The organism is Pseudaquabacterium inlustre (assembly GCF_038066595.1).
In the GTDB taxonomy this organism is placed as follows: Bacteria; Pseudomonadota; Gammaproteobacteria; order Burkholderiales; family Burkholderiaceae_C; genus Pseudaquabacterium; species Pseudaquabacterium inlustre.
The window spans coordinates 165206-191178 of sequence record NZ_JBBUTH010000010.1 but is presented as its reverse complement, the minus strand read 5'-3'; the positions used below and the strand labels follow the sequence as shown (position 1 = coordinate 191178).

Sequence of the window (25973 nt, the reverse complement as noted above, 5' to 3'; positions counted from 1 at the left end):
GCGCGGCGGCCGCGGTCACGACGCGGTCAAACAGGCTCCAGCGCAGCCAGTACGTTCTGCACATACCAGCCGTTGAGCAGGGCGCTCTCTGCGGCCAGCGGGCTGTGCGGGCAATCCACCACCGTCCAGCCCGAGTAGCCGCTGTCCAGCAGTTGCTGGCAGAAGCCCTTCACGTCGACCAGGCCGTGAGGGTCACCCAGTTCGCAGTACCAGCGGGCGATCTCGCGTGCGCCGCCGCCGGCCAGCAGCGTGCGCTCGGCGCCGGGCTGCTGGTACTCGGCCAGCGCATCCCAATGGCGGGTGTTCTTCAGCTGCACATGCCAAAGCCGCTCACGCAGGCGGGTGTGCAGCGCCAGCGGGTCGATGCCGGCGATCACGGCATCGGCGGTGTCGATGGACAGGCCCACGCAGGCCGGATCGCAGGCGTCCAACAGGCGGGCGATGTCATCGATCGAGCGAGCCTGGCTCAGGCCATCGAACGCCAGCGACAGGCGCACGCCGTGCTCTGCAGCCATGCGGCCGGCAGCGTTCCAGCAGTGCGCCACGGTGGCGGCCAGGGCAGCATCCAGCGTGCAGCCGGCGCGCCAGGCGGGGAGGCCGCGCGCCACCAGCGTGTCGCCGCCCAGCTCGGCCAGCAGCTCGGCATATGGCGCCATCGACGCGACGATGCGGCCATGGTCGTCCGGATTCAGCACCGAGCGTCCGAAAGCCCCCTCCTCCAGGATCATGGCGCCCGGATCGAATGCGCAGCTGGACACGGCGTGGATACCCGCGGCCGCCAGCACGCGCTGCAAGCCCCCAACCGAGCCGTAGTAGGTCTCGATCCAGTCCTTGCGACCCAGCGGTTCCCAGCGGCCGGTGCCGGCCGTGAGCGCGATGGCGTCAAAGCCGCAGGCCGACAAGGTCTTGAACGCCTTCTCGTGGTCCTCGGGCCGCACGAACAGGTCGTGCCCCCCCTTCCAGGCATTGAGTGCGTAGCTCCAGCGCAGTGTCACGACCAGTCCTTTGATCAGCGGTAAATGGGCTCCAGCACGTTCTTGGCGTACCACATCGCCAGCGCCGTGCTCTCTGCATAGCTGCCGCCGCCGATGTCAGCCTTGTCATGCTCCACACCGATCCAGCCGCGGTAGCCGCGGGCCTTGAGCGCGCGCATCAGTGCGGGAAAGTCCACCAGCCCGCCCGGCGTGCCCATGGGATGAAACCAGCGCGGCGTGGTGCGCGCCGCCAGCTCCGGCTCGGGCAGTGCGCGGTAGTCGGACACCTGGTCCACATGCCGCGTGTCCTTGAAGTGGAAGCCGCAGACCCGATCGTGGTAGCGCTCGTACAGCGCCACGGGGTCCACACCCGCAATCACATGCTGGGCCGTGTCGATGAACAGGTGCACATGGTCCGGGTCGGTGGCCGCGTAGAAGGCATCGATTTCGCGGTGCGAGCGGATGCCGCACCAGAACTCGTGGTGGCAGCCCAGCTTCAGGCCGTGGTCACTGGCCATGCGGCCCACGCGGTTCCAGAGATCGGCGATGCAGGCGATGCGGCCGGGATCCACCGGTTCCGTGTCGCGGTACGCATGCGCCGGCATGACCACCAGGTTCTCCACGCCCAGGCCATCTGCCATCTGCACAAAGTGCTCCAGCATGCGGAAGATGGCCTCGTGGTGCGCTGGGTTGTGAATGGCCAGGCCGCGGCTGGCCTGGGGCAGGCACCAGAACAGGTCGACGATCTTGTGCAAGCCGCGCTCGACCAGGAACTGGTGGTAAGCGCGCAACGAACCGAACATGCCTGCAATGGCGCCCAGATTCCAGGCGAACACGCCAATGCCGCGCAGGCCCACGGCCGAGATCTGCTGGATGAAGCGGTCCATCTCGCGGCGCGAGGCGAACTGATTGACCGGCCCTTGCGCCGACGGCGCGCGCCAGTGGTCGGCGTACTGCCAGCGGATGTGTCGGTTCTCGCGTGTGTCGTTGGCCAACATGGCGGACTCTCCTGCGGTGGAACTCAAGGCGCCAGGCGGGGCAGGCGCCAGGCCAGGCATGCGCTCACCCCCATCAGCAGCGCCAGCGCGGGCGCGGCCTGCAGCAGCGTGAGGGGGGTGTAGCTGCGCTGGCTGCCCTGGATCAGCGCGGCCACCAGCGCAATGGCCGCCACGGCGGCGAACTGCCGCCCGGCGTTCACCACGCCCGATGCACCACCCGCCTGGCTGCGCGGCACCGACTGCAGCGTGACCGAAGTGAGCGGCGGACCGATGAAGCCCACGCCCAGACCCAGCAGGCCCTGCGCCAGCAGGCCCGGCCAGGCCATCACCCGCTGCGCCGGATCGCCCAGCCAGCCCGCAGCCACCGCCGCCATCAGCGCCATGCCCGCCATCTGGATCAGCAGGCCCAGCGCGATGCAGCGCCCACCCAGGCGGGCGAAGGCCAGCTTGCCCAGCGTGGTGATGCTGAGCATCACCCCGGCCGCAATGGGCATGCACAGCAGGGCCATCTGCGTGGCACTCAGGCCCGCCCCCAGCTGCCACGCGAATGTCAGCACGAACAGGTGCGCCGGCACCACCCCCGTGCACAGCAGCGACAGGCCCATGCCGCGCCGGTAGCCCGCATCGGCCAGCAGCGAGGGCAGCACCACCGGCTGGCCGCCGCGTGCCTCCAGGCGCTGGCAGTGGCGCCACAGCGCCGCGCTGAGCAGCGGCGCGCCGGCCAGCAGGGCCCACAGTGCCGGCGTCCAGCCGTGCTCCGGGCCCTGCATCAGCGGCACCACCCAGGCCAGCGCGGCGGCCAGGCACCAGGCGGTGCCGGCCAGGTCCAGCGTGATGCCGGGCTGCGGCGGATCGCGTGGCAACAGGCGCAGCGCGCCGGCCATGGCCAGCGCGCCCACCGGCAGGTTGACCAGGAAGGCCAGGCGCCAGCCCAGACCGGCCACATCGGCATCCACCAACAGGCCGCCCAGCACCGGGCCCAGCGCCGACGACACGCCGCCCAGCAGGCCGAAGATGGTGAAGGCGCGCATGCGCTCGTGCGGCGCGTACAGGGCCTGCATCAGCGTGAGCACCTGCGGCACCATCAGCGCGGCGCAGGCGCCTTGGGCCAGGCGCGCCAGCACCAGCGCATCGGCCGTGGGCGCCACGCCGCAGGCGGCCGAGGCCAGCGTGAAGCTGGCCACGCCCCACAGGAACATGCTGCGATGGCCGTACAGATCGCCCAGCCGGCCGCCCACCACCAGCAGCACCGCGAACGACAGCGCGTAGCCCGCCACCAGCCAGGCCGATTGCGCCGCACTGGCGTGCAGCGACTGGCCGATGGACGGCAGCACCACGTTGACGATGGTGACGTCCAGCAGGTCCATCACGAAGGCGATGGCCACGACAGCGAACGCCCAGGTGCGGCGCCGGCCGGTGAGCGCGCCGGGCTCGCGAGATGCCAGCTTGTGGTCCACGTTGTCAGGGCTGGCCGCCCCAGGCCCAGCCGCCATCAGACGAAGCGGTTGACGATGTTTTCGAGCCGCTCCTGGCGGCCCGAGCGCGGCACGGGCGACAGGCCCTGGCCGTGCACCACATCGGCCAGCGCATCCAGGCTGGCACCAGCCAGGATGCTGCGGCCCAGCTCGCCCTGCCAGCCGGCATAGCGCTCGGCCAGCGGCGCATCCAGCGCGCCGGCCTCGTGCAGCGCGGCGGCACTCAAGAAGGCGCGGGCCAGCGTGTCGATGCCGCCGATGTGGCCTTCCAGCTGGTCGATCGGGTCGATGCTCTGGCGCCGCACCTTGGCGTCGAAGTTCATGCCACCGCTGCCCAGTCCGCCGTGGCGGATGATCTCCAGCATGGCCGGCACCAGCTGCACATGGTTGTTGGGGAACTGGTCGGTGTCCCAGCCCAGCTGCTCGTCGCCGCGGTTGGCATCGATCGAACCCAAAATTCCGAGTGCGGCGGCCGTGGCCACCTCGTGCTCGAAGCTGTGCCCGGCCAGCGTGGCGTGGTTGACCTCGAGGTTGACCTTGACCTCGCTCTCCAGCCCGTAGCGCTTCAGGAAGCCGTAGACCGTGGCGCTGTCGTAGTCGTATTGGTGCTTGGTGGGCTCCTGCGGCTTGGGCTCGATCAGCAGCGTGCCGGTGAAGCCGATCTTGTGCTTGTGCTCCACCACCGCGGCCAGGAAGCGGCCGTACTGGTCCAGCTCGCGCCGCAAGTCGGTGTTGAGCAGGGTCTCGTAGCCCTCGCGCCCGCCCCACAGCACGTAGTTGGCGCCGCCCAGCCGGTGCGTCCACTCCAGCACATGCTTGACCTGGGCCGCGGCATAGGCAAACACCTCAGGATCAGGGTTGGTGGCGGCGCCGCCCATGTAGCGCGCATGGCTGAACAGGTTGGCCGTGCCCCACAGCAGCTTGACGCCGCTGTCCTGCATCTTGCGGGCGGCGCGTTCCAGCACCGCATCGAGCAGCGCATTGGATTCGCGCAGCGTCGCGCCCTCGGGCGCCACATCGCGGTCATGGAAGCACCAGAACGGCAGGCCCAGGCGCGTGAAGAAGTCGAAGGCGTTGTCCAGCTTCAGCTGGGCCGCCGCCAGCGGCGCGCCGCTGAACCAGGGACGCTGGAACAGCCCGTCGCCGAGTGCGAACGGATCCTGCCCGCCCCAGCAGAAGGTGTGCCAGTAGCACACCGCCGGGCGCAGGTGCTCGGCCAGCGGCTTGCCCAGCACCACGCGCTGGGCGTCGTACCAGCGGTAGGCCAGCGGGTTGGTGGACTGCGGGCCCTCGTAGCGAACGATGGGCAGGTCAGCGTAGAGGCGATCGGTCATGACGGATCCTTCCGGCCGTCCAGGGATCGGCCAGGAATCAATGTGGGGGAACGAGGGGGTCAGCCGGCCAGGTGCGGACGCGGCCGTTGGCCCGGCGAGCGCGACAGCAGCGCATTGGCCAGCGCGATGGCGATGCACAGCACGCCAAACACCACGAAGGCCTGCAGCAGGCCGCCGGCCAGCGCGCGCATGCCGGTGACGAAGAAGGGCGAGACGAACTGGCCCAGGAAGAACGCGCTGCACCACCAGCCCATGCCACGGCCGCGGAAGCGCTCGGGCAGCTCGCGCAGGCTCCAGCCGATCAGCACCGGGATGGTCATGCCCGCGGCCAGCTGCTGCACGAACGCGAAGGCCATCGTGGCTTCCAGGCCCAGCGCCATGCCAATGCCGGTCAGGCCGATGCCCAGCAGCACGAACAGCACCGTGAACTGCAGGTTGGCGCTGCGCCCGGCGATGAACTTGAACAGGATGGATCCCACCGGCACGCCCACGCTGGCCAGCGCGGTGTACAGGCCCAGCTCGCTGCCCTTCTTGATGCCCATCTGGTCGAGTGCCAGCGAAAACTGCAGCGTGTAGACGAAGTAGATGGCGGCCAGCACGAAGGTGGTGGCGGCGATGCGCATCATCAACCCCGACGGGAAGGCCATCACCGTGGCCGTGCCCGGCTCGCGCGGATCGGCGTCGGTGCGGCGCTCGGGTTCGTACACGGTGAACACGGCAAAGGCCGCGATGCCCAGTGCCACGGCGTAGATCAGGAACGGCAGGTTCCAGGCCACCATCGACAACTTGCCGCTGCCGGCCACCAGCACCGCTCCCAGGGCCGGGCCCACGAAGCTCTGCCACATCAACCACTTGGCGCGCGCGTCCTTGTCGAAGTAGTCGCCCAGCAAGGTGTTGCCGATGGTGAGGATGAAGGCCTCGCCCACGCCCAGCAGCAGCCGCCCGGCCATCAGCGCCGTGAAGCTGGTGATGAAGAAGGGCAGCACACCACCGATGCCGTACAGCGTGGTGAAGATGATCAGCAGCTTGCGCCGGCCCAGCCTGTCGGTCAGTGCGCCGGCGAACGGCGAGAACAGTGCCACGCACAGCCCCGGCGCCGACAGCACCAGCGGCGCCAGCGTCTGGATGCCGCCCACCTCGGGGAAGGCCTTGACGAGGGCGGGCACGATGGGCATCAGCGTGACGATGGCCATCATCGGCAGGATGCCGATCAGGATGATCACCAGGCCCTGGGCGAAGCCAGCGCGGCGTGGGGTGTGCATGGTTGCTTCCTTTGACTGCAGGCGGGAGTTGGCTCGGGGCTCAGAGCCTCAGGCGCGCAGTGCGGCCGAGTGGCCGTACTCTTTGCCGATGAAGTCACAGGCGCGCGCGGTGAGCGCCATCGTGGTCAGCGTGGGGCCACAGGTGCCGTTGGTGACGAAGCAGCTGCTGTCGGTGACGAACACGTTGGGCGCATCCCAGATCTGGTTGTGCGCGTTCAGCACCGAACTGGCCGGATCATCGCCCATGCGTGCGCCGCCGCACTCATGGATGGCGCCGCCGACGGCCACGCTGCGCTTGTAGGCCATGCGGAACATCAGACGCTCGTACCACTTGGCGTTGGGCATGAAGGGCCCGTCGGAGCTGATGCCCAGCGGGCTGATCAGGAAGTCGACGTTCAGGCCGGCCACCTTCATCACCTCCTTCTGCACCTGCACCTGGTCGTGCAGCAGCTTCAGGTCGTTGTCGCGCAGGCGGATGCTGACCGACGGGATGGGCACACCCAGGCGGTCCTTGCGCGTGGCCAGCTGCACGCGGTTGTCGGCATGCGGCAGGATCTCGCCATGGCCGGTCAGGCCGAACACCGAATCCATGTGCGGCGGCAGCATCGGCCGGCCCACCAGGCCCTGCAGGTTGAAGCCACCGGCATAACCCAGCTCGCCCGCCTTCTTCAGTTGCCGGAAGCGCGGGATGTAGATGCCGCCATGGTTGTCGGCAGGGTTCTTGGCGTCCACCAGCTCGCCGCCCTTGAAGCCCGGCGCCGTGCCGAAGCCCAGTGTGAGCATCTGGTCCATGAAGTACCGGCCCACCAGGCCCGAGCCATTGCCCAGGCCCTGCGGATGCCGCTCGCCCTTGGAGTTCAGCATCAGGCGGATGGTCTCGATGGTGGAGGCGCACAGCATCACCACGTTGGCGCGGGCCTCGTGACGCTTGCCGGTGGCGGCGTCGATGTAGGTGACGCCGGTGGCGCGGCCGCTGCGCGCATCGGTGTTGACCCGTTCCACGGGCGAGTTGGCGCGCAGCGTCAGGTGGCCGGTGGCGGCAGCGGCCTGCAGCGGCGTGGTGGTGCGGTTGCGCTGGCCGTCCACCGGCGTGGCCTCCTTGCGCACATAGCGCCAGGCCATCACCTTGGCATCGCTGAAGCGGCCCTCCACCGCGGCCTTGAACTTCTGCTCGGCCTTGGACAGACCCGCCGGCGCGGCGTAGCTGCCCGACGGGCAGTAGTCGATGCCGTCGTCGTTGCCCATGATGCCCAGGAAGCGCTCCACGTGCTCGTAGTACGGCGCCAGGTCGGCATAGCCGATGGGCCAGTCGAAGCCCGCGCCTTCATGGCTCTTGAACTTGAAGGTGTAGTCCGACATGCGCAGCGCCACCCGGCCCCAGGCCAGGAAGCGCCCGCCCACCTGCTTGCCGCGCAACCACAGGTAGAAGTCCTGCGGCGACTCGTACGGGTGTTCGTTGTCGTTGACGAACAGGAAGGACTTCTCGGGCGTGTAGAACGAGGTCAGCGCCTGCTTGTGCTGGCCGCTCATCCCGGCCTTGATGCGCGCCCAGGAGCCGATGGCGGCGAACTGGGCCTTGGCCGCGGCCTCGAACTTGGCCTCGGGATGCGGGCCGCCGGCTTCCAGCACCAGCACCTTCAGGCCGCGCTCGGTGAGCTCCTTGGCGGCGATGCCACCGGTGGCGCCGGAGCCCACGACGATGGCGTCAAACACTTCTTCGGTCATGGCAGCGAAATTCAATGGGCAGGCGTTTCGGGATCGGTGTCGTACGGGGCGGGCGGGCGCGGCACCACGGCCTGGGCGGTCTGGGTGCTGTAGGCCTGGTAGAAGTCTTGCGCCGGCTGGTCGGTGTCGGGCAGCCACACGGGCTTGCCATCGTGGCCGAAGTAGGCCAGGTTCTCGTGAAAGCGCTGGAAGTCGGGGATGGCCTCGGTGCAGGCGGCAAAGTCGATCCAGTTGCGGCCATACGGCGCGCGGAACACCTCGAAGCAGCGGAAGCGCCAGATCTTCCACACGCCGTCCTGCAGCAACGCGTGCATCTCGTACTTCATGGCCACCCAGTGCGCCCAGACCTTCTGGCCGTTGACCAGCTCCTTCTCGTACAGGAACTCGGGCGCATTGGCGGCCTGGGCCGGATCGGTCAGGCCCGACTCCACGCCGCCCACGATCCAGATGCCGCGCGCGCTGCGGCCGTCACCGGCCACCTCGATCGACGGCGTGGTGCTGTAGTGCAGCAGCAGCTTGCCCACCGGCGCCGGGCGGCCGCGGTGGTAGGCGGTGATCGATTCCCAGTTGTCGTAGATGCCCTTGTTGGAGTACTGAGCGCGCAGTCCCGGCGTGCCGGGGCTGGCCCACAGGCCGATGATCTTCTCGTCCTCGTAGCCGTTGTGCAGGTGCATGTAGTTGGAGAACAGGTTCTCCACGGCGCCGCGGGCCTCGGTGCGGGCCAGGCGGTGTTCCAGTTCGGCGATGCGCGCGGCCAGCGCTGCGGGATCTGGCGTGGCGGGGGTCGATTGGCTCATGTCGTGTCTTTTCGTGTGATCGGTGCGGTGGGCTCACAGACCCAGCGTGCGGCGCGTCAGCGCCAGCGACTCGGCGTGCGGCAGCGAGGGCAGATACTCCAGGCCGATGGCGCCGGTGTAGCCGCGCTGCTTCAGCAGCGGCAGCAGAGCGGCCCAGGGCAGGCTGCCGGTGCCGGGCTCATGCCGACCCTCGTAGTCAGCCACCTGCACATGGCCCACCAATGCCGCGGTGCGGCTGTCGAAGGCGTCTTCGAGTGCCTGGCCGTCCACCGCGTGGTGGTACACATCGGCCAGCAGCTGGAGCGCCGGGTGGTCCACTTCCTCGACGATATCCAGGCCCTGGCGGATGTTGCGAACGGCCATCAGGTTGCCGTGGATCACCATGTGCACCGGCTCCAGCAGCAGCGTGGCGCCGCCATCGGCCGCGATGCGGGCGGCCTCGCGCAGCACGGTCACGGCATTGGCGCGCATGTCGCTCTCCGCCTGGCCGGGAAGGCCGAAGCCAGAGGCCAGGATGATGCGCGCGGCAGGCCCACGGCCATTCAGCCGGCGCGCCACCGGCACGGCGTCGCGCACGGCGCCCAGCACGGTGGCGTGCTCGGCCGAGTTGACCAGGCTGGCGCGCGGGTCTGCGCACAGGCTGAACACCTGCACGCCGGTCTCGGCCACCACGTCCGCCATGGCGGCTATGGGCTTGTCTCGCCACAGCCAGGTGTCCACGGCATCGAAGCCATCGGCCTTGGCAGCGTGGAAGCGCTGGATGAAATCGGGATGCTCGGTCTTGTAGAGCATCTCGATGCAGGGGATCAGTCGCATGCGGGCTCTCCCGGCTCAGGCCATGCCGAAGACTTGGCGCGTGCGCTGCAGCGACGCCAGCGTGCCGTTGCTCGGGCGGTACTCCAGCCCGATGTCACCGGTGTAGCCGGCGGCCGTCAGGGCCGGCAACCAGGTGGCCCAATCGATGGTGCCGGTGCCGGGCTCGTGGCGGCCATTCGTGTCGGCCACCTGCACATAGCCGATGAGGTGGGCGCGCTGGAGGATCTGCGCGTGGTCCTCGCCCATCACTTCCGCGTGGTAGGCGTCGTACAGCAGGCGAACGGCCGGGTGGTTCACTTCCTCGACGATGTCCAGGCCTTCGATGGCCGAGGCCATGAAGAAGCCCGGGTGGTCCACGCGTGTGTTCAGCGGCTCCAGCAACAGGCGCATGCCGGCATCGGCCGCCACCGGTGCCAGGTGCTTCAGGTTGTGCACCATCGCGGCATGCTGCTCGGCGGCCGAGGCGTCCTTCAGCGCCGGGCCGCCGGCGATGATCATGTCGGTGGCGCCCAGGCGCTGGCAGGTGGCGATGGTGCGCTGCAGCGCCTCGCGGATGAAGTCGGTCTTGCTGCGGTCCACGCAGCCCACCCGCGGGCCCACGGTGATGCTCTGCAGGTGGACGCCGGTTTCCTTCAGCGCGGCCGCAACGGCGTCGAGGTCGACCTGGTTCCACATGTGGAACTCGACCTTCTCCAGCCCCGCGGCAGCGGCCGCGCGGATGCGCGCCGGCATGTCGCCGGCCTCGTTGAACATGTACAGGTCTTCAATGACCGCGGACAGCTTCATGGGGTGCTCTTTCGGCAGGTTGGAACTGCAGGCCCACCTCAGGCCAGCAGCGGCTGCAGCACATGCCGAACGGTCCAGGCGTTCTGCATCATGGCCGCGGCCTGGGGCGCGGGGCCCTGGTCACTCTCCACCACCAGCCAGCCGGCATAGCCGGTCTCGCGCAGGGCACTCATCAGGGCAGGCCAGTCGATCAGGCCCGTGCCCAGTTCGCCGAACCAGCGCGCAATGCCGCGTTGGCCACCGGCCTTCATCAGCGCGCGCTCGGCATTCGGCGCGCGGTATTCGTCCAGCGCGTCCACAGCCAGCGCATCCTTGACATGGATGTGCCACACGCGGCTGGCAAAGCGCCGGTACCAGGCCGCCACGTCATGGCCGGCGATGGTGAGCTCGGCCGTGTCCATCGCCAGGCCCACGGTGGCGGCGTCCAGCTGCTTCAGCCAGGCCTCGATCTCGTCCATGCTGCGCAGTGCAGCCAGCGCATCCAGATGCAGCACGGTCTTCACACCCAGCGCGGCGGTCATGGCGCCTACGGCGTTCCAGCACGCGGCGGCGGCGGCCTGGCGCTCGGCATCCAGGCCGCCGTGCTTGCCAAACGGCGGCAGCGCGCGCAGCACCAGGCAATCACCACCCACCTCGGCCAGGAAGCGGGCGAACACCCCCGTCTGCTCCAGCAGCAGCGCGTGCTGGCTGCGGTCGGTGCAGTCCAGCCCGTGGTGCAGCTCCTCGAAGCTCATCTGCTGCGGATCGAGAAACAGGCTGGCCACGCGGTGGATGCCCCACTCGCGCAGCTTCAGCTTGAAGTGGTCCACCGAGCCGAAGTTCAGCGCGATGTTCTCGGGCCGGCCCATCGGGTCCCAGCGGCCGGTGCCGGCGCTGAGCTCGATGGCGTCGAAGCCGCAGGCCGACGTGGTCTTGAGCGCACGCTCCTGCTGCTCCATACGGGCAAAGCCGGTGAAGCCGGCCTTCCACTGGTTGGTGGCGTAAGCCCACTTAGTCATGAATCGACCTCAGCACATTTCGGATCGTCCAGGCCGCGATGGCCGTGCTCTCGGGGTAGTTGCCGCCGCCCACGTCGGCCTTGTCGTGCTCCACGCCCACCCAGCCGGCCCAGTTCGTGTCCTTCATGGCGCCGTACAGCGCGGGGAAGTCCACCAGGCCGCCCTCGGTGCCCATCTCGTAGAACCAGCGGTCGGTGGTGGGGGCCATCACCTCGGCATCGGGCTTGCGGCGGTAGTCGCCGTTCAGGTCGACGTGGTGCGTGTCCTTCAGATGGAATGCGGCCACGCGATCACGGCGCTGGATGAACAGGTCCACCGGGTCGACGCCGGCGATCACATGCTGGGCCGTGTCCAGGCACAGGAACACGTAGCGCGGATCGGTCCAGTCATAGAACTTCTTCAGCTGCTCGGCCGAGCGGATGCCGCAGAAGAACTCGTGGTGGCAGCAGGTCTTGACGCCATAGCCTTCCAGCGTCATTTTTCCGATGCGGTTCCACAGCTCGGCGCAGGCGCGGATCTTGTCGTCGGTGACCGGCTCCACGTCGAAGTACAGGCCGGCCGGCATCACGATGAAGTTCTGCACGCCCAGGCCGGCGCTGCTCTTCATGATGTATTCGGCATAGCCCGCCATGCGGTCGTGCGTGGCGCGCACATGCGGCGTGCTCTGGCGCGCGTCGTACATCACCGCGTGGAACAGGCTCAGCACGCGGTCGATGCCGCGGCTTTGCATGTGGGCCCGCGCGGCGTCGAGCGAGCCGAACAGGTCACGCAGCACCGGCAGATGGAAATCGAAGGTCTCGATGGCCTCGAAGCCCACGCCGGCCACCTGCTTCAGGAACGCATCGAAGCGCTCCACCGAGGTGTACTGCGACAGCGGGCCTTGCGGCGTGTCCACACGCCAGTGGTCCATGTAGGCGTAGCGAAGATGCCGCCCTGCCAGCGGCGCGCCAATCTGGCTCACGCTGCCTGCCCCGTGTGCTTGGCGATGATGCGCCGCGCCAGCGCCTGATGCTTGGCCACCATGTCGAAGGCGTCGATGTTGCGCATGTAGAGGTGGCCCTCCCATTCGCTGGACATGAAGCCGGTGAAGCCGCCGTCGTGAAAGACCGGCAGGATGCTGCCGTAGTCGATCGAGGCCTCGTTGCCCTCGTCGTCGAAGTCGTAGAACTTGCCGTGCACATGCACCACCTGGGGCATGATTTCCTTCCACATCTCGGCGCTGCCGGGGCTGAGGATGTTGAACATCACGGCCAGCGCGCTCACGTCGGCCGGATCGGCGTTCAGCGGCTCCACGCGGCGGGCGAACTCCTGGCGCTTCCAGCCGGCGTCCTTGGGCAGCTGCCACACCTCCAGCGCCAGCTGGATCAGGTCTTCGGGCAACTGCTGGCGGCGCAGGTTGGCGATGTAGGTGGCGGGCAGGCGGCTGGCGCAGCAGCCGAAGTCGGGCACAAAGCCCAGCAGCGGCGAGTTGGCTTTGGCATAGGCCTCGCGCCAGGCCATCACCGGCGGCGAGCTGGGGTTCAGCGGTGCATGCACCTCGGGGCCGATCTGGATGCCGTGCTTTTCCAGCAGCGGCAGCAGGCGGATGATCACCTCCACCGGCGCGGCGAACTGGCAGCGCACCGTGGGGAAGCCCATCTTGGCGGCGGCCTCGATCTGCGGCGCGTGGTAGGCCACGGCCTCGTCCACGCTCATCATCGTGCCGCGGCGGATGGCCATGTCGGCGTTGATGCTCAGGCAGCTGGGCGTCAGCTCGTACTTCGCCATCAGGTCCTTGAAGCGCGCCGCAAAGTCGTCGCTGACGTTCGGGAAGCCGCGGATGCTGGAGAAGCCGATCAGCTCCAGGCCGGGGCCCAGCTTGCGCTTGGCCACTTCGGCGATCAGGTCCTCGAAGCCGTAGCGGCGCTCATGCCACTCGTTGGTGAAGCTGTAGAGCGTGGAGCCGAGCTGGAAGCCCTTGGCGGGTGTGGTCGTCATGAAAGGTCCTTGCTCAAGCTGCTTCGACCTGCGCGTCGCCGCGGGTCACATGGGTCAGCATCGGGATGTAGGGCGGGTACAGGTTCAGCGTGACCACCACGTGGTGCTTGCCGGCGGCCAGCGGCTTCGGGCTGGGCACATGCAGCAGCACGGAGTCCTGGATGAACCAGAAGGTGCCGGTCTGCTCGGGCAACTCGGCCAGCGTGTAGCGTTTGCCTTCGTACTCGACGGTGGCGCCTTCCAGCGACAGCGCCTCGCCGTCCACCAGCACCTGTGTGGGCATCACCACCGACAGCGGAAGCGAGCGGTACCAGGGCAGGCGCAGATCCAGCACCAGGCCCTCGGGCGTGACGAGCGAGTCCTCGGGCGTGATCAGGTAGTCGCTGAAGGCGTTCTTGAAGAATCGGGCCATGGCAGGCTTTCAGAGATTGGGGGGCGGTCAGCCGGCAATGCGCAGGCGCTTGCGGGTCTGCGTGGTGGGCACGAAGGGCAGGTAGCTGATGCGCAGGCGCTCGGCCAGGCCGATCTCGTGCTCACCGGCGCTCAGGCCGCCGGGGCGGGCCACCACCACGCGCGCCTTCTCGCCGAAGTTCCACTTCTCGTCGAAGCAGCGCTCCATCTCGTCCAGGCTCCAGCTGCGGCCGCGCAGCTGCAGGCGGATGGCCTCGCGCGGCACGGCCTCGCCATCGACGGTGACGGCGATGTCTTCCACCATCGACAGGCCCAGGCCGCGGTAGTACGGCAGGCGCGCCAGCAGCGCGAAGCCGGTGATCTGTCCGCCCTCGACGACGTTCTCGAAGCCGTCGTCGCAGAGCATGTGTGCGTCCATCATGATCGGGTGTCCTTGCGGGTTCAGTTCTTCTGCAGCGCGGCGGGCAGGGGCTCATCGAGCAGGCGGCACAGCATGCGGTGCTGGCGCTTGACCTGCTCCACCGACTGCACCGGGTGCGCGTCCTCGATCCAGCGGTTGCCTTCGTACTCGGAGCAGATGTGGCCCTTGAAGCCACCTTGCTTGAGCACCGCCACGATCTCGTCGTAGGGGATGGAGTACTCCACGTCGTCCTCGGTCATCTCGTAGAACTTGCCGTGGATGTTGTGGATGCGGGGCATGAAGTCCAGCATGCGCTTGGGCTCGAACGCGGCGTTGTGGCGCAGCGTCTCGGCCATGGCCAGCGCCGGGCCGGTGCCGCCCATCTCGCGCACATCCAGTAGCACGTACTCGCTGAGCGTGCGGTCTTCATAGGCCTTCTCGATGTAGTCGGCAATGTGTTGCGGCACGCCGTTGCGGATGAAGCGTTCCTTCCACACCCGCGGGAAGCGGTGCACGAACATGCCCATGTCGGGCAGGAAGCCCAGCGCCTGGGAGCCCGACTTCTCGTACGCCTCGGCGTGGCGCACGATCCACGGGTGGTCGAAGTGCAGCGGCGCGTGGATCTCGATCAGGATCTTGAGCCCCAAGTCTTCGGCATAGCTGGCACAGGCCACCAGCACCTCGGGCGCGATGGACACCAGCGCGCGGATGTAGGGCGCACCGAGCGCAGCGCCGAAGTCGATGTCGCGCTTGACGCTGGCCACCTGCTCGGCAAAGGGCATCACCTGGCCCTTGACGCGCTTGTAGTCCAGCATGAAATCGTGGCACACCGGGTAGGTGCCGTACCTTTCCATCAGCGCGTGCCAGTGCGCGATCTCGGCCGTGGGCATGCCCACCTCGGGCCAGCCGCTGAAGGTCTGCTCGCCCACCACCTCGATGCCCTTGGCACCGATCTCGGCGCAGGTGCGGATGCAGTCTTCCAGCGACATGGTGCGCAGGAAGGTCTCGTTCTGGAAGCTGTAGAGGCTGACGCCCCGCTTGATCTGATGGCTCATGATGCGGTTCTCGTGAAGGGAGGTTCAGTCCTGCGCCGCGGGCAGCTTCACCCAGCGGCCACCGGCGCGCGACGAGCGCTGCACGGCCTCGATGAACTGCACACCGCGCAGGCCATCGGCAATGGTGGGGAAGTGGCAGGCCTTGTCGGGCCGGTCGCTCTTGCGTGCGCCGGGGCGGGCGGCGCGCAGGTGCTGCGCCACCTCGCTGTACAGGCTGGCAAAGGCCTCCAGGTAGCCCTCGGGGTGGCCGCCGGGGATGCGGTTCAGGCGCGCACCGGCCGCGCCGAAGCCTGCACCACCACGCTCGAGCACCTGCGTGGGCTGGCCCAGCGGCGTGTAGCGCAGCTGGTTAGGCTGCTCTTGCCGCCACTCGATGCCGCCCTGGCTGCCGTAGACGCGCAGGCGCAGGTCGTTCAGATGGCCCGGTGCCACCTGGCTGGCCCAGATGGCGCCACGCGCGCCATTGGCATAGCGCAGCAACACCTGCGCGTTGTCGTCCACGCTGCGGCCGGGCACGAAGCTGCTGAGCTCGGCGCACAGCTCGACCAGCGGCTGGCCGGTGACATAGTCGGCCAGGTGCCAGGCGTGCGAGCCGATGTCGCCGATGGCACCGCCGCCGGCCTGGGCTGGGTCGGTGCGCCAGGCGGCCTGCTTCTGGCCGCTTTGCTCCAGCGGTTCGGCCAGCCAGTCCTGCGGGTACTCGGCCTGCACCACGCGGATCTCGCCCAGCTGGCCCTGCTGCACCATCTGGCGCGCCACGCGCACCATCGGGTAGGCGCTGTAGTTGTGGGTGACGGCAAAGACCAGGCCCTGCTTCTTGGCCAGCGCCGCCAGCTTGCGCGCATCGGCGCTGTGCACCGTCACCGGCTTGTCGCAGATGACATGGATGCCGGCCTTCAGAAAGGCCGTGGCGGCCGGCGCATGCACATGGTTGGGCGTGACGATGGCCACCGCCTCGATGCCGTCGGGCCGCGCGGCTTCTGCCGCGGCCATGGCTTCAAAGCTGTCGTAGATGCGGTCCGCCGCCAGGCCCAGGGCCTGGCCCGAGCGCTGGGCCTTGGCCGGCGTCGCCGACAGCGCGCCGGCCACCAGCTCGAACTGGTCATCCAGCCGTGCGGCCATGCGGTGCACGGCGCCGATGAAGGCGCCCTCGCCGCCACCGACCATGCCCAATCGAATACGTGAAGGCTTCATGCCAGCCCCAGCATGCGGCGCAGCTGCGCCGGGTCGGTATCGGCACCCGCGAAGTCATCGAACGCCTTCTCGGTGACGCGGATGATGTGGTCGCGGATGAAGGGTGCGCCCTCGGCCGCGCCCTGCTCGGGGTGCTTCAGGCAGCACTCCCACTCCAGCACGGCCCAACCCTGGAAGTTGTATTGCGCCATCTTGGAGAACACGGCCTTGAAGTCCACCTGGCCATCGCCCAGCGAGCGGAAGCGCCCGGCGCGGTCCTGCCAGCTCTGGAAGCCACCGTACACGCCCTGCCGGCCGCTGGGGCGGAACTCGGCGTCCTTGACGTGGAACACCTTGATGCGCTCGTGGTACAGGTCGATGAAGTCCAGGTAGTTCAGCTGCTGCAGCACGAAGTGGCTGGGGTCGTAGGCGATGTTCAGCCGAGGGTGATTGCCCACGCGCTCGAGCAGCATCTCGAAGGTGACACCGTCGTGCAGGTCTTCACCGGGATGCAGTTCGAAGGCCAGGTCCACGCCCGCCTCATCGTACGCATCCAGGATGTGCCGCCAGCGCCGCGCCAATTCGTCGAAGGCCGTCTCCACCAGGCCCGCGGGCCGTTGCGGCCAGGGGTAGAGAAACGGCCAGGCCAGCGCGCCGGGGAAGCTGATGCTGGCGTTCAGGCCCAGGTGCTTCGAGGCCTTGGCCACCTTCAGCACCTGCTGCACCGCCCAGCGCTGGCGCTCGGCTGGCTTGCCGCGCAGGCCTTCAGGCGCAAAGCCGTCGAAGGCCTCGTCATAGGCCGGGTGCACGGCCACCAGCTGGCCCTGCAGGTGGGTGCTGAGCTCGGTGATGGCCACGCCGTTCTCGCGCGCGATGCCGGCGAACTCGTCGCACCAGGTCTTGGACTCGGCCGCGCGGTCCAGGTCGAACAGGCGCGCGTCCCAGGTGGGTACCTGCACGCCCCGGTAGCCGAGAGAGGCCGCCCACTTCGTGATGGCGGGCCAGGAGTTGAACGGCGCCGCATCCCCCGCGAACTGCGCGAGGAAGATGGCCGGGCCTTGGATCGTGGTGGGCATCGTTGGCTTTGCGATGGAATGTCGGTGGCAGGGCCGCCGCCACAGGCGCGGCGGCCCGGCGGAGCGCCGGTGGTACCGGCGCTCCGGGGACTCAGAACTTGGCGTTGACCCGCACGCCGTAGGTGCGCGGCTCGGCCACGTTCACCGAGCTGGGCAGGCGGTTCTCCACAGTGATCTCGTCGCTGAGGTTCTTGCCGAACAGCTGCACCGAGTACTTGTCGTCGGCGCTGCGCCAGCTGACCTGCGCGTCGTACTTGGTGAAGGCCGGCTGGCGGTAACGGGTGGCGTAGTCGTCGCCGTAGCTGGACATCAGGTAGCCGCTGTTGTGGCGGGCCGCCACGCCGGCCTCGATGGCCGAGCCGTTGGCCAGTTCGAAGGTGTGGGTGTAGCCCAGGCGCACGGTGGTCTTGGGCGCGCGGTCCAGGGCCTGGCCGGTCCAGTCCACCACCACGGTGGGGGCCTGCACCGGCTTGTTCACCGGCATGTAGGTGCCGAAGGCGGTCTTGTTCAGCGCCACGGCCATGTCGAAGACACCTTGGCTGAACGGGCGGAAGCGGCCCTCGAGCTCGAAGCCCTTCATCGTGGCCTTCTCGGCATTGACGGTGCGGGTGCCGCAGGTGCTGACGTTCTGCGCATTGGTCACGCACACGGTGGACGACAGCTGCAGGTCCTTGTAGTCGTAAGCGAACGCGCTGGCCGACAGCTGCAGGCGGTTGTTCAGCAGCCGGGTCTTCACCCCCACCTCGGCGGCGGCGAGCTCCTCAGGCCGGTAGGTCATGGTGTCGCTGCTGGTGTTGAAGCCGCCGGCCTTGTAGCCGGTGGACAGCGCGCCGTAGACGAAGGTTTCCTTGCTCAGATCCCAGTCCAGGCCCAGCTTCCAGGTGGCCTTGGCGCTGTCCACCTGGCGGCTGAACGGCGCGGCCGGAATCGTCAGGCAGCCGCCGTTGCAGGGGTCGGTGGCGAACTTCGTGTCCTGGCTGTAGCGGGCACCGGTCACCAGGCGCAGCGTGGGCGACAGCGCGTAGCTGCTCTGGCCGAACAGGGCCTTGGCCGTGTTCTCCACCTGCGACAGGAACTTCATGCGGAACGTGAAGTTCGAGTTGACGAAGGTGTTGTAGACGATGTCGCGGCCCAGGTTCTCGTCGAAGTAATAGGCGCCCACCACCCAGGTGAAGGGCTGGTTGTCGGGCGATTGCAGGCGCAGCTCGTGCGAGATCTGCTTGTTGTTCGAGGCGTTGACGTTGCCGCGGAACGGATTGCCGTTGAAGGCGCTGATGTTGTCGAAGTGGCCGTTGGCCTGCAGCCAGCCCAGCTGGTAAACGACCTCACCCAGGCGGGTGTTGTGGCGCAACTCGGCGCGCAGCCCGTTGTTCTCGAAGTAGCGGGTCGTGGGCTTGGCGTAGAAGTCAGGCACCGTGAGCTTGACCTCGTTGCTCACGCTGTCACCGATCCACACCGGGTTCAGCAGGTCGTTGGGCCAGGTGGCGTTGCCGCCCTTGGCCGTGCCGGAGAAGAAGTTGGTGAGCGGCACCGGCGTGAAGCCGTTGGAGTTGATCTTGCTGTGCTCGGCGGTCAGCAGCAGGCTGGTGTCCTTGGAGAAGGTCAGCAGGCCATGCACGCGGGCGGCCAGATCGTCCTGATCTTCGAGGCCGATGCCCGACGGATTGCTGAAGAACGAATCGCGCTTGTTGGCATTGACCGCAGCGCGCAGCTTCAGCAGATCGTTGACCGGCACGTCGACGGCCACCTCGGCGCGGCGTGCGTTGTAGTTGCCCAGTTCCAGGCTGACCTTGCCGCCCAGCTTGTTGCCCGGCTTGTTGGAGATGACGTTGACCGCGCCGCCGGTGGCATTGCGGCCGTACAGCGTGCCCTGCGGGCCGCGCAGCACTTCCACGCGCTGCACATCGAGGAAGGACGCGAACTGCGCCTCCGGACGGCCCACGTACATGCCGTCGATGTTGAACGCGTTGGACGGGTCACCACGCTCGGTGGTGTTGATGCTCATGACGCCGCGGATGTTGATCTGCAGGCGGCCGGAGTCCTGGCTGATCTGCACGCCCGGGCTGATGTCCTGGATGGTTCGGGCATCGACCACGCCGGCGGCCTTCAGCTGGTCGCCATCCACCACGGTCAGGGCCAGCGGCGTCTTGCTGGCCAGCGTGCTGCGCTTGTTGGCGGTGACCACGACCTCCTGCACGTCCTTGGCGGACTCGGCGGTGGCTGCCGGAGCAGTGGTCTGGGCGATGACGGGCACCGCGGCGGTGATCAGGCCGGCGGCGGCCATCAGGCCGCTGAGGGGGCGAAGGGCAAAGGTCTTGATCATGATGTCTCCTGGGGGGCGTTGCAGCGTCGCGGGCGGATGCCCGGCGACGTTCGGTGTCGTCCTGTTCTGATGTTGGACGGAAGGGTAAGCGCTTTCCTAAAGTTTTCCTTGCGGGCTTTCACTAGTTGCTCAAAGGGGGTGTCAGGACAGCAAGAAGTTCGGCTTGCACGGGGCGCAAACGCGGGCACAATGGGAAAAATTCTTTTCCCGAGGGATGCGCACACCGTGAAGGAACTGCCGTCGATCAACGCCGTGGCCAAGCTGGCGGATGTGTCCATCGCCACCGTGTCGCGCGTGCTGAACAACAGCAAGCCGGTCAATGCCGACACGCGGCGCCGCGTGGAGGCGGCGGTGGCCCAGCTGGGCTACCGCACCAATGCGGCCGGGCGCAGCCTGGCCATGGCGCAGAGCCACCTGCTGATGGTGCTGGTGCCCGACTTCGCCAACCCGTTCTACGCGCAGATCGTGCAGGGTGTGGAATCGGTGACCCGGCAGGCCGGCTACAAGATCGTGCTCACCGATGCCAGCGGCGGTGAATCGCCGCACGGCACGGCGCTGGACGCGCTGTACAACCGCCTGGCCGATGGCGTGATCAACCTGGCCCATCTGGACGACGACGCCGCCATCGTCAGCGAGGTGCAGCAGCTGCCGTGGGTGAACTGTTCGGAATTCCTGCCCGACAGCGGTGTGCCCTACGTCAGCATCGACCACCGACAGGCCGCGATCGACGCGGTGCAGTACCTGCTGAACCGCGGCCACCGCCGCATCGCGCTGATCAGCGCGGACGAGACCTACCGCTGGGCCCGCCTGCGCCACGAGGGCTATGAGCTGGCCATGCTGCGCGCCGGCCTCGCCCCTGACCCCGCGCTGGTGCGCACCGCCAGCAGCACCGACTACGAGGCCGGCAGCCAGGCCGTGGGCGGCCTGATGGCGCTGCTGGAGCCACCGACCGCGGTGTTCGCGGTGTCCGACACCCTGGCCATCGGCGCCATCAAGGCGCTGCGCCGCGCCGGCCGGCGCGTGCCCGACGATGTGGCCGTGATGGGCTTCGACGACCTGCCGCTGTCGGCGGTGTTCGAGCCCGGCCTGACCACCATCGGCCAGCCCATGCGCGAGCTGGGCGCCACGGCGGCGGAGATCCTGCTGGCCCGCCTTCGCGACGAGCGCCTGCCCTCGCGCACGCTGGCCCACCAGCTGGTGGTGCGCGACTCGGCCTGACCGTGTGGGGGCGGCCGCCGCCCGCCAGGCGCACTGAAGGCCACACCACATGGCTGGGATCCGGGCCGGCAGCATCGTCACCCCCACGGCACGCCACCCTCAGCGCGGGGTGCCGGCCGGCATGCCATCGGCGGCCAGCAGGCGCGCCAGCGCACGCCGGCGGTTGGCCAGGGCCGGCAGACCGGCATGCCGATCCACGCGATCGATCACCTGGTCCAGCCCGCACTGGCGCATCTGCCCCAGCGAGGCGTAGCCCGCGGCCTCCAGCCGCTGCACCACGCGATCGCCGATGCCCGGTGTGGTCAGCAACCGGCGGCGCTCGGCCTCTGCAAAGCCGCGGCCCGTGTGGGCATGTTCGGCCGACATGCTTGGCCTCACGCCGGGATGGACGCGGCCGGCGCGCCCGCCACCGACCAGTGCTCGACGATGCGGCCCTGATCGATGCGGAAGATCTCCACCCGGTCATCGGCGCGGGCCTGGCCGGCATGGCGGCATCGCAGGTGCACCATGCCCAGATCGCCGTCGACCATCAGGTGCAGCACCTCGATCGTGAGCTGCGCATCGGCCAGGCGCGCCGACAGCGCGCCCATCACACCGGCGCGGTTGCCGCGGCCGGGCCAGGCGTGGTCGCGGTAGCCCGTGGCCACCACGCAGGATTCGAACGCGGCGCGCACCTGGCGGCGGCGAAACAGCAGGTCGACGAAGCGCTGTAGCACGGCGCGCGGCGGCTCTGCCACCGCCCCCGCTGCAGCGGCCAGCGCGGGCGGCAGCTGGGGCGCGCGGCCCGCGCCGACCAGCGTCGCCCCCCAGGTCGATGCCACCGCGCAGCCGTTCAGCGGCTGTACCAGGCGGCGCTCTGAAACATGTTCCGACAACATGGGCGCAAGTGTCCGGGCGCCCCATGCCATCGAAAAAGTGAATTCGGTCGAGCCGAGCTTTCAATGCGATCCAACAATAAAGGGTTAACCCCGGACGGGTAACCCGGTCGCGCCACGGCCACGGGTGCCGTGCCGGCGTGTCAGCCGCCGTCGATGCCGACGAACACCCGCCCACCCGCGATCCGCACCGGGTAACGGCGCAGGGCCTCGGTCACTGGCGCGCAGGTGGGACGGCCGTCGCGCACGTCGAACCGGCCCTGGTGCAGCGGGCACTCGATCTCATGGCCTTCGAGGAAGCCGTCGCACAGCCGCGCATTGCCGTGCGTGCACAGGTTGTCGGTGGCGTACACGCCCTCGCCCACCGTGTAGATCGCGATGTCGCGTCCGGCCACGGCCACGCCCAGCACGTCGTCGTCGGGCAGGTCGTCGGCAGCCAGGGCGTCCACCCAGTTCGTGTTGCTCATGTCGGTCTCAGATCGGGTAGATGATGGAGTTGGGGATCATTTCGCTGTCGTAGATGCACTCACGCACCGCGAACTTCAGGCCGGCCGGGGTGCGAACCACCTCGTCCAGGTAGCGGCCCACGTTGAACACGGTGCTGGGCTCGGACAGCTTGGTGCGGAACACCGCGTAATTGGCCTCGCAGCGGATGCGCCCGGCCGTCACCTCGCGGATCACCGGCGCGCCCACCACATGGCGCTGGTAGTACGGGTCATGGAACAGCGTCTGCTGGATGCCGTACACCCGGTCCTTGAGCATGCCCTTGCTGGTGAACGACAGCGTGGCCAACGGGAACCCGCGCTCATGGTTCTCGCGCGGTTGCAGCCGATAGCGGCAGTCGTCGGTGAAGAACTCGGGCCACAGGTCCCAGTGGCCGGAATCCACGGCACTGGCGTAGTCGGCATACAGCTGGGTCAACGCCAGCCAGTCATCGAAGGTCAGGGGATGGGCCACGGTCAAGCCTCCATCACGTCGCGCCAATAGCGGTACATGCCGCGGATCAGCGTCTCGGTGACCATGTGTTCGGTGTCTTCCACGGTGCGCCCGCCCAGTTCGGCCACGGCGCGGTGGAAGGGCTTGCTCTCGAAGGCCTGCTGGCTGAACTCGATCACCTCGCCGTCGTCGGCCGAGACGAAGCCCGCCGGACCGAACAGGTTGGCCTGGGTCAGCCGGCGCTGGGTCATGGCCTCGTCATCGTCCTCGAAGCCGAAGTGCGTCCACACGAAGTCGAAGCTGCCATGCCCGTTGGGCTGGATGTGTCGCGTGGACACGCTGTTGACCTGCTGCTGCAGGATCACGCTGGGGAAGATGGTGGTCATGACCGCCGTGGGCCCGCCCCACCAGGCCTCGGGCACGATGTCGATGAAGCTCGGGTCGTTGAGCTTCATCTCCTCCTTGAAGCTCGCGACCTGGGTCACCTGGCCGGCCTTGCCGCCTGCGCCGCGGGTGGAGATCATGGCCGCATGGCGGTGCCGGTCGTCCATGCGCAGCTGGCTCTTGTTGTCGGCACGCCAGAGCCCGAAGGTCACGAACCAGGTGTGCAGCAGGCCCGGGTGGTAGGGGTCCTTGATGTTCTCCTGCATCAGCTTCCAGTTGCCCGGAATGCGCTGCCGGTTGTAGCCCAGGATCTTGAGCTGGCGACCGTTGAACAGGCGGTCGAAGTAGCCCAGGATGGCCGGGCCGAGGTACTGCTCGAAGGGCTCCACGTCGGGATCGAACGAGGCGAACACCACGCCGCCGCGCGTGGCCACCTTCAGCCGCGTGAGACCATGGTCCGCCGTCTTGAAGTCGGCCGGCATGCCGCCGTGTACCTGGCCATCCTGCTTGACACCGCGGCGGAAGGGCACGCCCTGCAGCTCACCCTGCAGGGTGTAGCTCCACTGGTGGTACGGGCAGACGAATTCCTTGCGGTTGCCATGCCGCTCCCGGCAGAAGCGCATGCCGCGGTGCGCGCAGACGTTCTCCACGACATGGATCGCGCCGTCCGCGTCGCGCACCAGGATCACCGAGCGCTCGCCGATCACGGTGCGCTTGAAATCCCCGGGGTTCGGCACCTCGGCCTCCAGGCCCACATAGCACCAGTGCCCGTTGTAGAAGAAGCGCTCCAGTTCGCGCCGGTACAGCGCGTCGCTGGTGTAGGCCACGAACGGGATGCGGTGCGTGCCCTCCCCGTCCCATGTGGCGCGGTCCGGAAAGACCGTCGATGCCGGGTCCATGTCCTGTCTCCTGCGTGTGGGTGTGCGTGTGTGGATGTCTTGCCGCCCCGGGTGCGCTCAGCCGCCCTGGGGATAGAAGGCGTCGGCGTGGATGTGCGCCGGCGCGATGCCCTTGTGGCGCACCAGGCGGGTGGCGGCCTCCACCATCGGCGCAGAGCCGCACAGGTAGGCACGCCAGCCGGCCAGATCGCCATGGTCCTGCGCCAGGGCCTCGGTCACCAGGCCGGCGCGCAGGCCCTGCCCGTCGCCACCCGAGGCGGCCACCACCTGCACGCTCAACCCGGCATGCTGGCGCTGCAGGGCCTGCAACGCGTCCAGGCCGTAGACGTCGCGCGGCGATCGCACGCCCAGGTACAGGTGCATCGGGTTGCGCATGCCGAGGGCCAAGGCGCCGCGCAGGATCGACAGCACCGGAGCCAATCCGGTGCCGCCGGCCACGCACAGCATCGGACCACGATGCTGGCGCCGCAGGTAGGCCGATCCCAGCGGGCCGCTGACCTTGACCGCATCGCCCACGCGCAGATCGCTTGCGATGTAGCCGCTGACCCGGCCCCCGGGCACCTGCCGCACATGGAACTCCAACAGCGCGTCGTCGCACAGCCCGGCCATCGAGTACGGCCGCGCATGGGCCGGGCTGAACTGCAACTGCACGTACTGGCCCGGCGAGTACGCGATGGGCTTGGCCGGCCGCAGCAGCAGGCGCCGGATGTCGTGGGTCAGCGCCTCGATCGCCACCACGGTGGCCTTGACGATGCGCGCCGGGTGCACGACGACCTCGTCGGGCTCCGGGATCTCGACCGTGCAGGCCTCGGTCAGGTAGGTCTGGCAGGCCAGCACCTCGGCGGCCTCGTCGTCCACGGTACCGCGCGGCTCACCGGCCCGCACCCGGCAGCGGCAGGTGCCACAGCGGCCGGCCATGCACGAGTACGACATCGGCACCTGCGCCGCCTGCAGCACGGTCAGCAGGTTGGCGCCGGGTTCGGCCTGGATCAGGCGGTTGAGCGGTTGAACGAGGATGTCCATGTCGGGGTGGGATGGCCGGCGGCATCCTCGCCCGATCCGCGCATTCGGCAAATAGAATGGCGTGAATGTGATACATCACTGCTAGTGATGGAGGCGCCATGGAGCTGACGGACATCGACCTGAACCAGCTCGTGGTGTTCCAGCAGCTGATCGCCGAGCGCAGCGTGTCCCGGGCGGCAGAGAACCTGGGCCTCACCCAGCCGGCGGTCAGCAACACGCTGGCCAAGCTGCGGCGGCAGTTCGGTGACGATCTGTTCGTGCGCACCCCGGCGGGCATGATGCCCACGCCCTTTGCCGAGCAGCTGGCCGAACCCGTGGGCTACGCCCTGGGCATGATCCACAGCGGCCTGAACCAGCACAGCCGCTTCGCCCCGGCCAGCCTTGAGCGCACCCTCACCATCGGCATGACCGACATCGGCGAGATCGTGTTCCTGCCGGCCCTGGTGGCGCGGCTGCGCCAGGAAGCGCCCGGCATCTCGCTGGCCACGGTGCGCACCACGGCCACCAGCCTGCGCGACGACATGGAGGCCGGCAAGGTCGACCTGGCCATCGGCCCGCTGCCACAGCTCAAGGCCGGCTTCTTCCAGCGGCAGTTGTTCCGCCAGCGCTATGTGTGCCTGTTCCGCCAGGGCCATGCACTGGACCGCAAGCGCCTGTCACTGGCCGACTTCAAAGCCGCCGAGCACCTGGTGATCGTGTCGGCCGGCACCGGCCATGGCCGGGTGGACGCGCTGATCCAGCGCGCCGGCATCGAGCGCAGCACCCGCCTGACCGTGCCGCACTTCGTCAGCGTGGGCCACATCCTGCAGCGCTCGGACATGGTGGCCACCGTGACCGAACGGCTGGCGCAGTGCCTGGCCGGCCCGTTCGAACTCAGCTTCCGCCCGCACCCGCTCGACCTGCCCGATGTGGCGATCAACGTCTTCTGGCATGCCAAGGTACACCGCTCACCGATGCACCAGTGGCTGCGGGGCATCGTGTTCGAGCTGTTCGGCGACGACCAGGCATGAAAAAAGGGGCCTCTCGGCCCCTTCGGATGCGCAGGGATGCGGACTGGC

At 68.5% G+C, this 25973-nt stretch carries 26 protein-coding genes; 2 read left to right on the top strand and 24 right to left on the bottom strand.

Going from position 1 to position 25973, the window contains the following annotated elements; all coding sequences use genetic code 11:
- Window positions 1–26: 26 nt before the first annotated feature.
- From AACH10_RS21205 to AACH10_RS21120, 18 genes are all read right to left on the bottom strand, one after another.
- Window positions 27–995, bottom strand: a complete 969-nt coding sequence (locus AACH10_RS21205) for a sugar phosphate isomerase/epimerase family protein (RefSeq protein WP_341412508.1) — start codon at window positions 993–995, stop codon at window positions 27–29.
- Window positions 996–1009: 14 nt separating this feature from the next.
- Window positions 1010–1972: a sugar phosphate isomerase/epimerase family protein gene (locus AACH10_RS21200; protein WP_341412507.1), complete on the bottom strand. Its 963-nt coding sequence runs from the start codon at window positions 1970–1972 to the stop codon at window positions 1010–1012.
- Between the two features lie 23 nt (window positions 1973–1995).
- Window positions 1996–3429: an MFS transporter gene (locus AACH10_RS21195; protein ID WP_341412506.1), complete on the bottom strand. Its 1434-nt coding sequence runs from the start codon at window positions 3427–3429 to the stop codon at window positions 1996–1998.
- Window positions 3430–3464: 35 nt separating this feature from the next.
- On the bottom strand, window positions 3465–4781 hold the full coding sequence (xylA, locus tag AACH10_RS21190; protein ID WP_341412505.1) for a xylose isomerase: 1317 nt from the start codon (window positions 4779–4781) through the stop codon (window positions 3465–3467).
- Between the two features lie 59 nt (window positions 4782–4840).
- Window positions 4841–6043 (bottom strand): MFS transporter, encoded by a 1203-nt coding sequence (locus AACH10_RS21185; RefSeq protein WP_341412504.1) that lies wholly within the window; start codon window positions 6041–6043, stop codon window positions 4841–4843.
- A gap of 48 nt (window positions 6044–6091) precedes the next feature.
- The gene (locus AACH10_RS21180) at window positions 6092–7768 is read right to left on the bottom strand and encodes a GMC oxidoreductase (RefSeq protein ID WP_341412503.1); all 1677 of its coding nucleotides are present in this window, start codon (window positions 7766–7768) and stop codon (window positions 6092–6094) included.
- 11 nt (window positions 7769–7779) lie between these two features.
- The gene (locus AACH10_RS21175; protein ID WP_341412502.1) at window positions 7780–8565 is read right to left on the bottom strand and encodes a nuclear transport factor 2 family protein; all 786 of its coding nucleotides are present in this window, start codon (window positions 8563–8565) and stop codon (window positions 7780–7782) included.
- 33 nt (window positions 8566–8598) lie between these two features.
- On the bottom strand, window positions 8599–9381 hold the full coding sequence (locus AACH10_RS21170) for a TIM barrel protein (protein WP_341412501.1): 783 nt from the start codon (window positions 9379–9381) through the stop codon (window positions 8599–8601).
- 15 nt (window positions 9382–9396) lie between these two features.
- Window positions 9397–10167 (bottom strand): TIM barrel protein, encoded by a 771-nt coding sequence (locus AACH10_RS21165; protein ID WP_341412500.1) that lies wholly within the window; start codon window positions 10165–10167, stop codon window positions 9397–9399.
- Window positions 10168–10205: 38 nt separating this feature from the next.
- A complete protein-coding gene (locus AACH10_RS21160; RefSeq protein WP_341412499.1) occupies window positions 10206–11165 on the bottom strand; it encodes a sugar phosphate isomerase/epimerase family protein in 960 nt (319 codons plus the stop codon).
- Complete coding sequence (locus tag AACH10_RS21155; protein ID WP_341412498.1) at window positions 11158–12075, bottom strand: sugar phosphate isomerase/epimerase family protein; 918 nt, start codon at window positions 12073–12075, stop codon at window positions 11158–11160. The genes AACH10_RS21160 and AACH10_RS21155 overlap by 8 nt, the downstream gene beginning before the upstream one ends.
- A 47-nt stretch (window positions 12076–12122) precedes the next feature.
- On the bottom strand, window positions 12123–13142 hold the full coding sequence (locus AACH10_RS21150) for a sugar phosphate isomerase/epimerase family protein (RefSeq protein WP_341412497.1): 1020 nt from the start codon (window positions 13140–13142) through the stop codon (window positions 12123–12125).
- A 13-nt stretch (window positions 13143–13155) separates the two neighbouring features.
- Window positions 13156–13554 carry a C-glycoside deglycosidase beta subunit domain-containing protein gene (locus AACH10_RS21145; protein ID WP_341412496.1) on the bottom strand — a complete coding sequence of 133 codons (399 nt, stop codon included), beginning with the start codon at window positions 13552–13554 and terminating at the stop codon, window positions 13156–13158.
- Between the two features lie 27 nt (window positions 13555–13581).
- Window positions 13582–13974: a C-glycoside deglycosidase beta subunit domain-containing protein gene (locus AACH10_RS21140; protein ID WP_341412495.1), complete on the bottom strand. Its 393-nt coding sequence runs from the start codon at window positions 13972–13974 to the stop codon at window positions 13582–13584.
- 20 nt (window positions 13975–13994) lie between these two features.
- Window positions 13995–15008 (bottom strand): sugar phosphate isomerase/epimerase family protein, encoded by a 1014-nt coding sequence (locus AACH10_RS21135; RefSeq protein WP_341412494.1) that lies wholly within the window; start codon window positions 15006–15008, stop codon window positions 13995–13997.
- Between the two features lie 24 nt (window positions 15009–15032).
- The gene (locus AACH10_RS21130) at window positions 15033–16202 is read right to left on the bottom strand and encodes a Gfo/Idh/MocA family protein (RefSeq protein ID WP_341412493.1); all 1170 of its coding nucleotides are present in this window, start codon (window positions 16200–16202) and stop codon (window positions 15033–15035) included.
- The gene (locus tag AACH10_RS21125) at window positions 16199–17257 is read right to left on the bottom strand and encodes a sugar phosphate isomerase/epimerase family protein (protein WP_341412492.1); all 1059 of its coding nucleotides are present in this window, start codon (window positions 17255–17257) and stop codon (window positions 16199–16201) included. The genes AACH10_RS21130 and AACH10_RS21125 overlap by 4 nt, the downstream gene beginning before the upstream one ends.
- Before the next feature lie 91 nt (window positions 17258–17348).
- Window positions 17349–19580 carry a TonB-dependent receptor gene (locus AACH10_RS21120; protein WP_341412491.1) on the bottom strand — a complete coding sequence of 744 codons (2232 nt, stop codon included), beginning with the start codon at window positions 19578–19580 and terminating at the stop codon, window positions 17349–17351.
- Window positions 19581–19805: 225 nt separating this feature from the next.
- On the opposite strand from AACH10_RS21120, the gene AACH10_RS21115 reads away from it, so the two are divergent.
- Window positions 19806–20798 (top strand): LacI family DNA-binding transcriptional regulator, encoded by a 993-nt coding sequence (locus AACH10_RS21115; RefSeq protein ID WP_341412490.1) that lies wholly within the window; start codon window positions 19806–19808, stop codon window positions 20796–20798.
- A 99-nt stretch (window positions 20799–20897) separates the two neighbouring features.
- On the opposite strand, the gene AACH10_RS21110 is transcribed toward AACH10_RS21115, so the two are convergent.
- The 6 genes from AACH10_RS21110 to AACH10_RS21085 form a co-directional block, all read right to left on the bottom strand.
- Window positions 20898–21164, bottom strand: coding sequence for a hypothetical protein (locus AACH10_RS21110; RefSeq protein WP_341412489.1), 267 nt, complete (start codon window positions 21162–21164; stop codon window positions 20898–20900).
- Between the two features lie 8 nt (window positions 21165–21172).
- Window positions 21173–21676, bottom strand: coding sequence for a nuclear transport factor 2 family protein (locus AACH10_RS21105; RefSeq protein ID WP_341412488.1), 504 nt, complete (start codon window positions 21674–21676; stop codon window positions 21173–21175).
- A gap of 140 nt (window positions 21677–21816) precedes the next feature.
- On the bottom strand, window positions 21817–22140 hold the full coding sequence (locus AACH10_RS21100; RefSeq protein ID WP_341412487.1) for a non-heme iron oxygenase ferredoxin subunit: 324 nt from the start codon (window positions 22138–22140) through the stop codon (window positions 21817–21819).
- 7 nt (window positions 22141–22147) lie between these two features.
- Window positions 22148–22630 carry an aromatic-ring-hydroxylating dioxygenase subunit beta gene (locus tag AACH10_RS21095; protein ID WP_423228643.1) on the bottom strand — a complete coding sequence of 161 codons (483 nt, stop codon included), beginning with the start codon at window positions 22628–22630 and terminating at the stop codon, window positions 22148–22150.
- 2 nt (window positions 22631–22632) lie between these two features.
- Window positions 22633–23892: an aromatic ring-hydroxylating dioxygenase subunit alpha gene (locus AACH10_RS21090; RefSeq protein ID WP_341412485.1), complete on the bottom strand. Its 1260-nt coding sequence runs from the start codon at window positions 23890–23892 to the stop codon at window positions 22633–22635.
- Window positions 23893–23949: 57 nt separating this feature from the next.
- Window positions 23950–24915 carry a 2Fe-2S iron-sulfur cluster-binding protein gene (locus AACH10_RS21085; protein WP_341412484.1) on the bottom strand — a complete coding sequence of 322 codons (966 nt, stop codon included), beginning with the start codon at window positions 24913–24915 and terminating at the stop codon, window positions 23950–23952.
- A gap of 98 nt (window positions 24916–25013) precedes the next feature.
- On the opposite strand from AACH10_RS21085, the gene AACH10_RS21080 reads away from it, so the two are divergent.
- The gene (locus AACH10_RS21080; RefSeq protein WP_341412483.1) at window positions 25014–25925 is read left to right on the top strand and encodes a LysR family transcriptional regulator; all 912 of its coding nucleotides are present in this window, start codon (window positions 25014–25016) and stop codon (window positions 25923–25925) included.
- Window positions 25926–25973 lie beyond the last annotated feature (48 nt).

What these genes read in the sequence shown, in the direction of transcription:
- AACH10_RS21110 (WP_341412489.1), bottom strand. Translation starts at nt 21,164, where the DNA reads ATGTCGGCCGAACATGCCCACACGGGCCGCGGCTTTGCAGAGGCCGAG.
- AACH10_RS21105 (WP_341412488.1), bottom strand. Translation starts at nt 21,676, where the DNA reads ATGTTGTCGGAACATGTTTCAGAGCGCCGCCTGGTACAGCCGCTGAAC.
- AACH10_RS21150 (WP_341412497.1), bottom strand. Translation starts at nt 13,142, where the DNA reads ATGACGACCACACCCGCCAAGGGCTTCCAGCTCGGCTCCACGCTCTAC.
- xylA (WP_341412505.1), bottom strand. Translation starts at nt 4,781, where the DNA reads ATGACCGATCGCCTCTACGCTGACCTGCCCATCGTTCGCTACGAGGGC.
- AACH10_RS21145 (WP_341412496.1), bottom strand. Translation starts at nt 13,554, where the DNA reads ATGGCCCGATTCTTCAAGAACGCCTTCAGCGACTACCTGATCACGCCC.
- AACH10_RS21130 (WP_341412493.1), bottom strand. Translation starts at nt 16,202, where the DNA reads ATGAAGCCTTCACGTATTCGATTGGGCATGGTCGGTGGCGGCGAGGGC.
- AACH10_RS21125 (WP_341412492.1), bottom strand. Translation starts at nt 17,257, where the DNA reads ATGCCCACCACGATCCAAGGCCCGGCCATCTTCCTCGCGCAGTTCGCG.
- AACH10_RS21160 (WP_341412499.1), bottom strand. Translation starts at nt 11,165, where the DNA reads ATGACTAAGTGGGCTTACGCCACCAACCAGTGGAAGGCCGGCTTCACC.
- AACH10_RS21180 (WP_341412503.1), bottom strand. Translation starts at nt 7,768, where the DNA reads ATGACCGAAGAAGTGTTTGACGCCATCGTCGTGGGCTCCGGCGCCACC.
- AACH10_RS21165 (WP_341412500.1), bottom strand. Translation starts at nt 10,167, where the DNA reads ATGAAGCTGTCCGCGGTCATTGAAGACCTGTACATGTTCAACGAGGCC.
- AACH10_RS21085 (WP_341412484.1), bottom strand. Translation starts at nt 24,915, where the DNA reads ATGGACATCCTCGTTCAACCGCTCAACCGCCTGATCCAGGCCGAACCC.
- AACH10_RS21100 (WP_341412487.1), bottom strand. Translation starts at nt 22,140, where the DNA reads ATGAGCAACACGAACTGGGTGGACGCCCTGGCTGCCGACGACCTGCCC.
- AACH10_RS21170 (WP_341412501.1), bottom strand. Translation starts at nt 9,381, where the DNA reads ATGCGACTGATCCCCTGCATCGAGATGCTCTACAAGACCGAGCATCCC.
- AACH10_RS21200 (WP_341412507.1), bottom strand. Translation starts at nt 1,972, where the DNA reads ATGTTGGCCAACGACACACGCGAGAACCGACACATCCGCTGGCAGTAC.
- AACH10_RS21140 (WP_341412495.1), bottom strand. Translation starts at nt 13,974, where the DNA reads ATGATGGACGCACACATGCTCTGCGACGACGGCTTCGAGAACGTCGTC.
- AACH10_RS21080 (WP_341412483.1), top strand. Translation starts at nt 25,014, where the DNA reads ATGGAGCTGACGGACATCGACCTGAACCAGCTCGTGGTGTTCCAGCAG.
- AACH10_RS21090 (WP_341412485.1), bottom strand. Translation starts at nt 23,892, where the DNA reads ATGGACCCGGCATCGACGGTCTTTCCGGACCGCGCCACATGGGACGGG.
- AACH10_RS21120 (WP_341412491.1), bottom strand. Translation starts at nt 19,580, where the DNA reads ATGATCAAGACCTTTGCCCTTCGCCCCCTCAGCGGCCTGATGGCCGCC.
- AACH10_RS21155 (WP_341412498.1), bottom strand. Translation starts at nt 12,075, where the DNA reads ATGGACCACTGGCGTGTGGACACGCCGCAAGGCCCGCTGTCGCAGTAC.
- AACH10_RS21185 (WP_341412504.1), bottom strand. Translation starts at nt 6,043, where the DNA reads ATGCACACCCCACGCCGCGCTGGCTTCGCCCAGGGCCTGGTGATCATC.
- AACH10_RS21135 (WP_341412494.1), bottom strand. Translation starts at nt 15,008, where the DNA reads ATGAGCCATCAGATCAAGCGGGGCGTCAGCCTCTACAGCTTCCAGAAC.
- AACH10_RS21175 (WP_341412502.1), bottom strand. Translation starts at nt 8,565, where the DNA reads ATGAGCCAATCGACCCCCGCCACGCCAGATCCCGCAGCGCTGGCCGCG.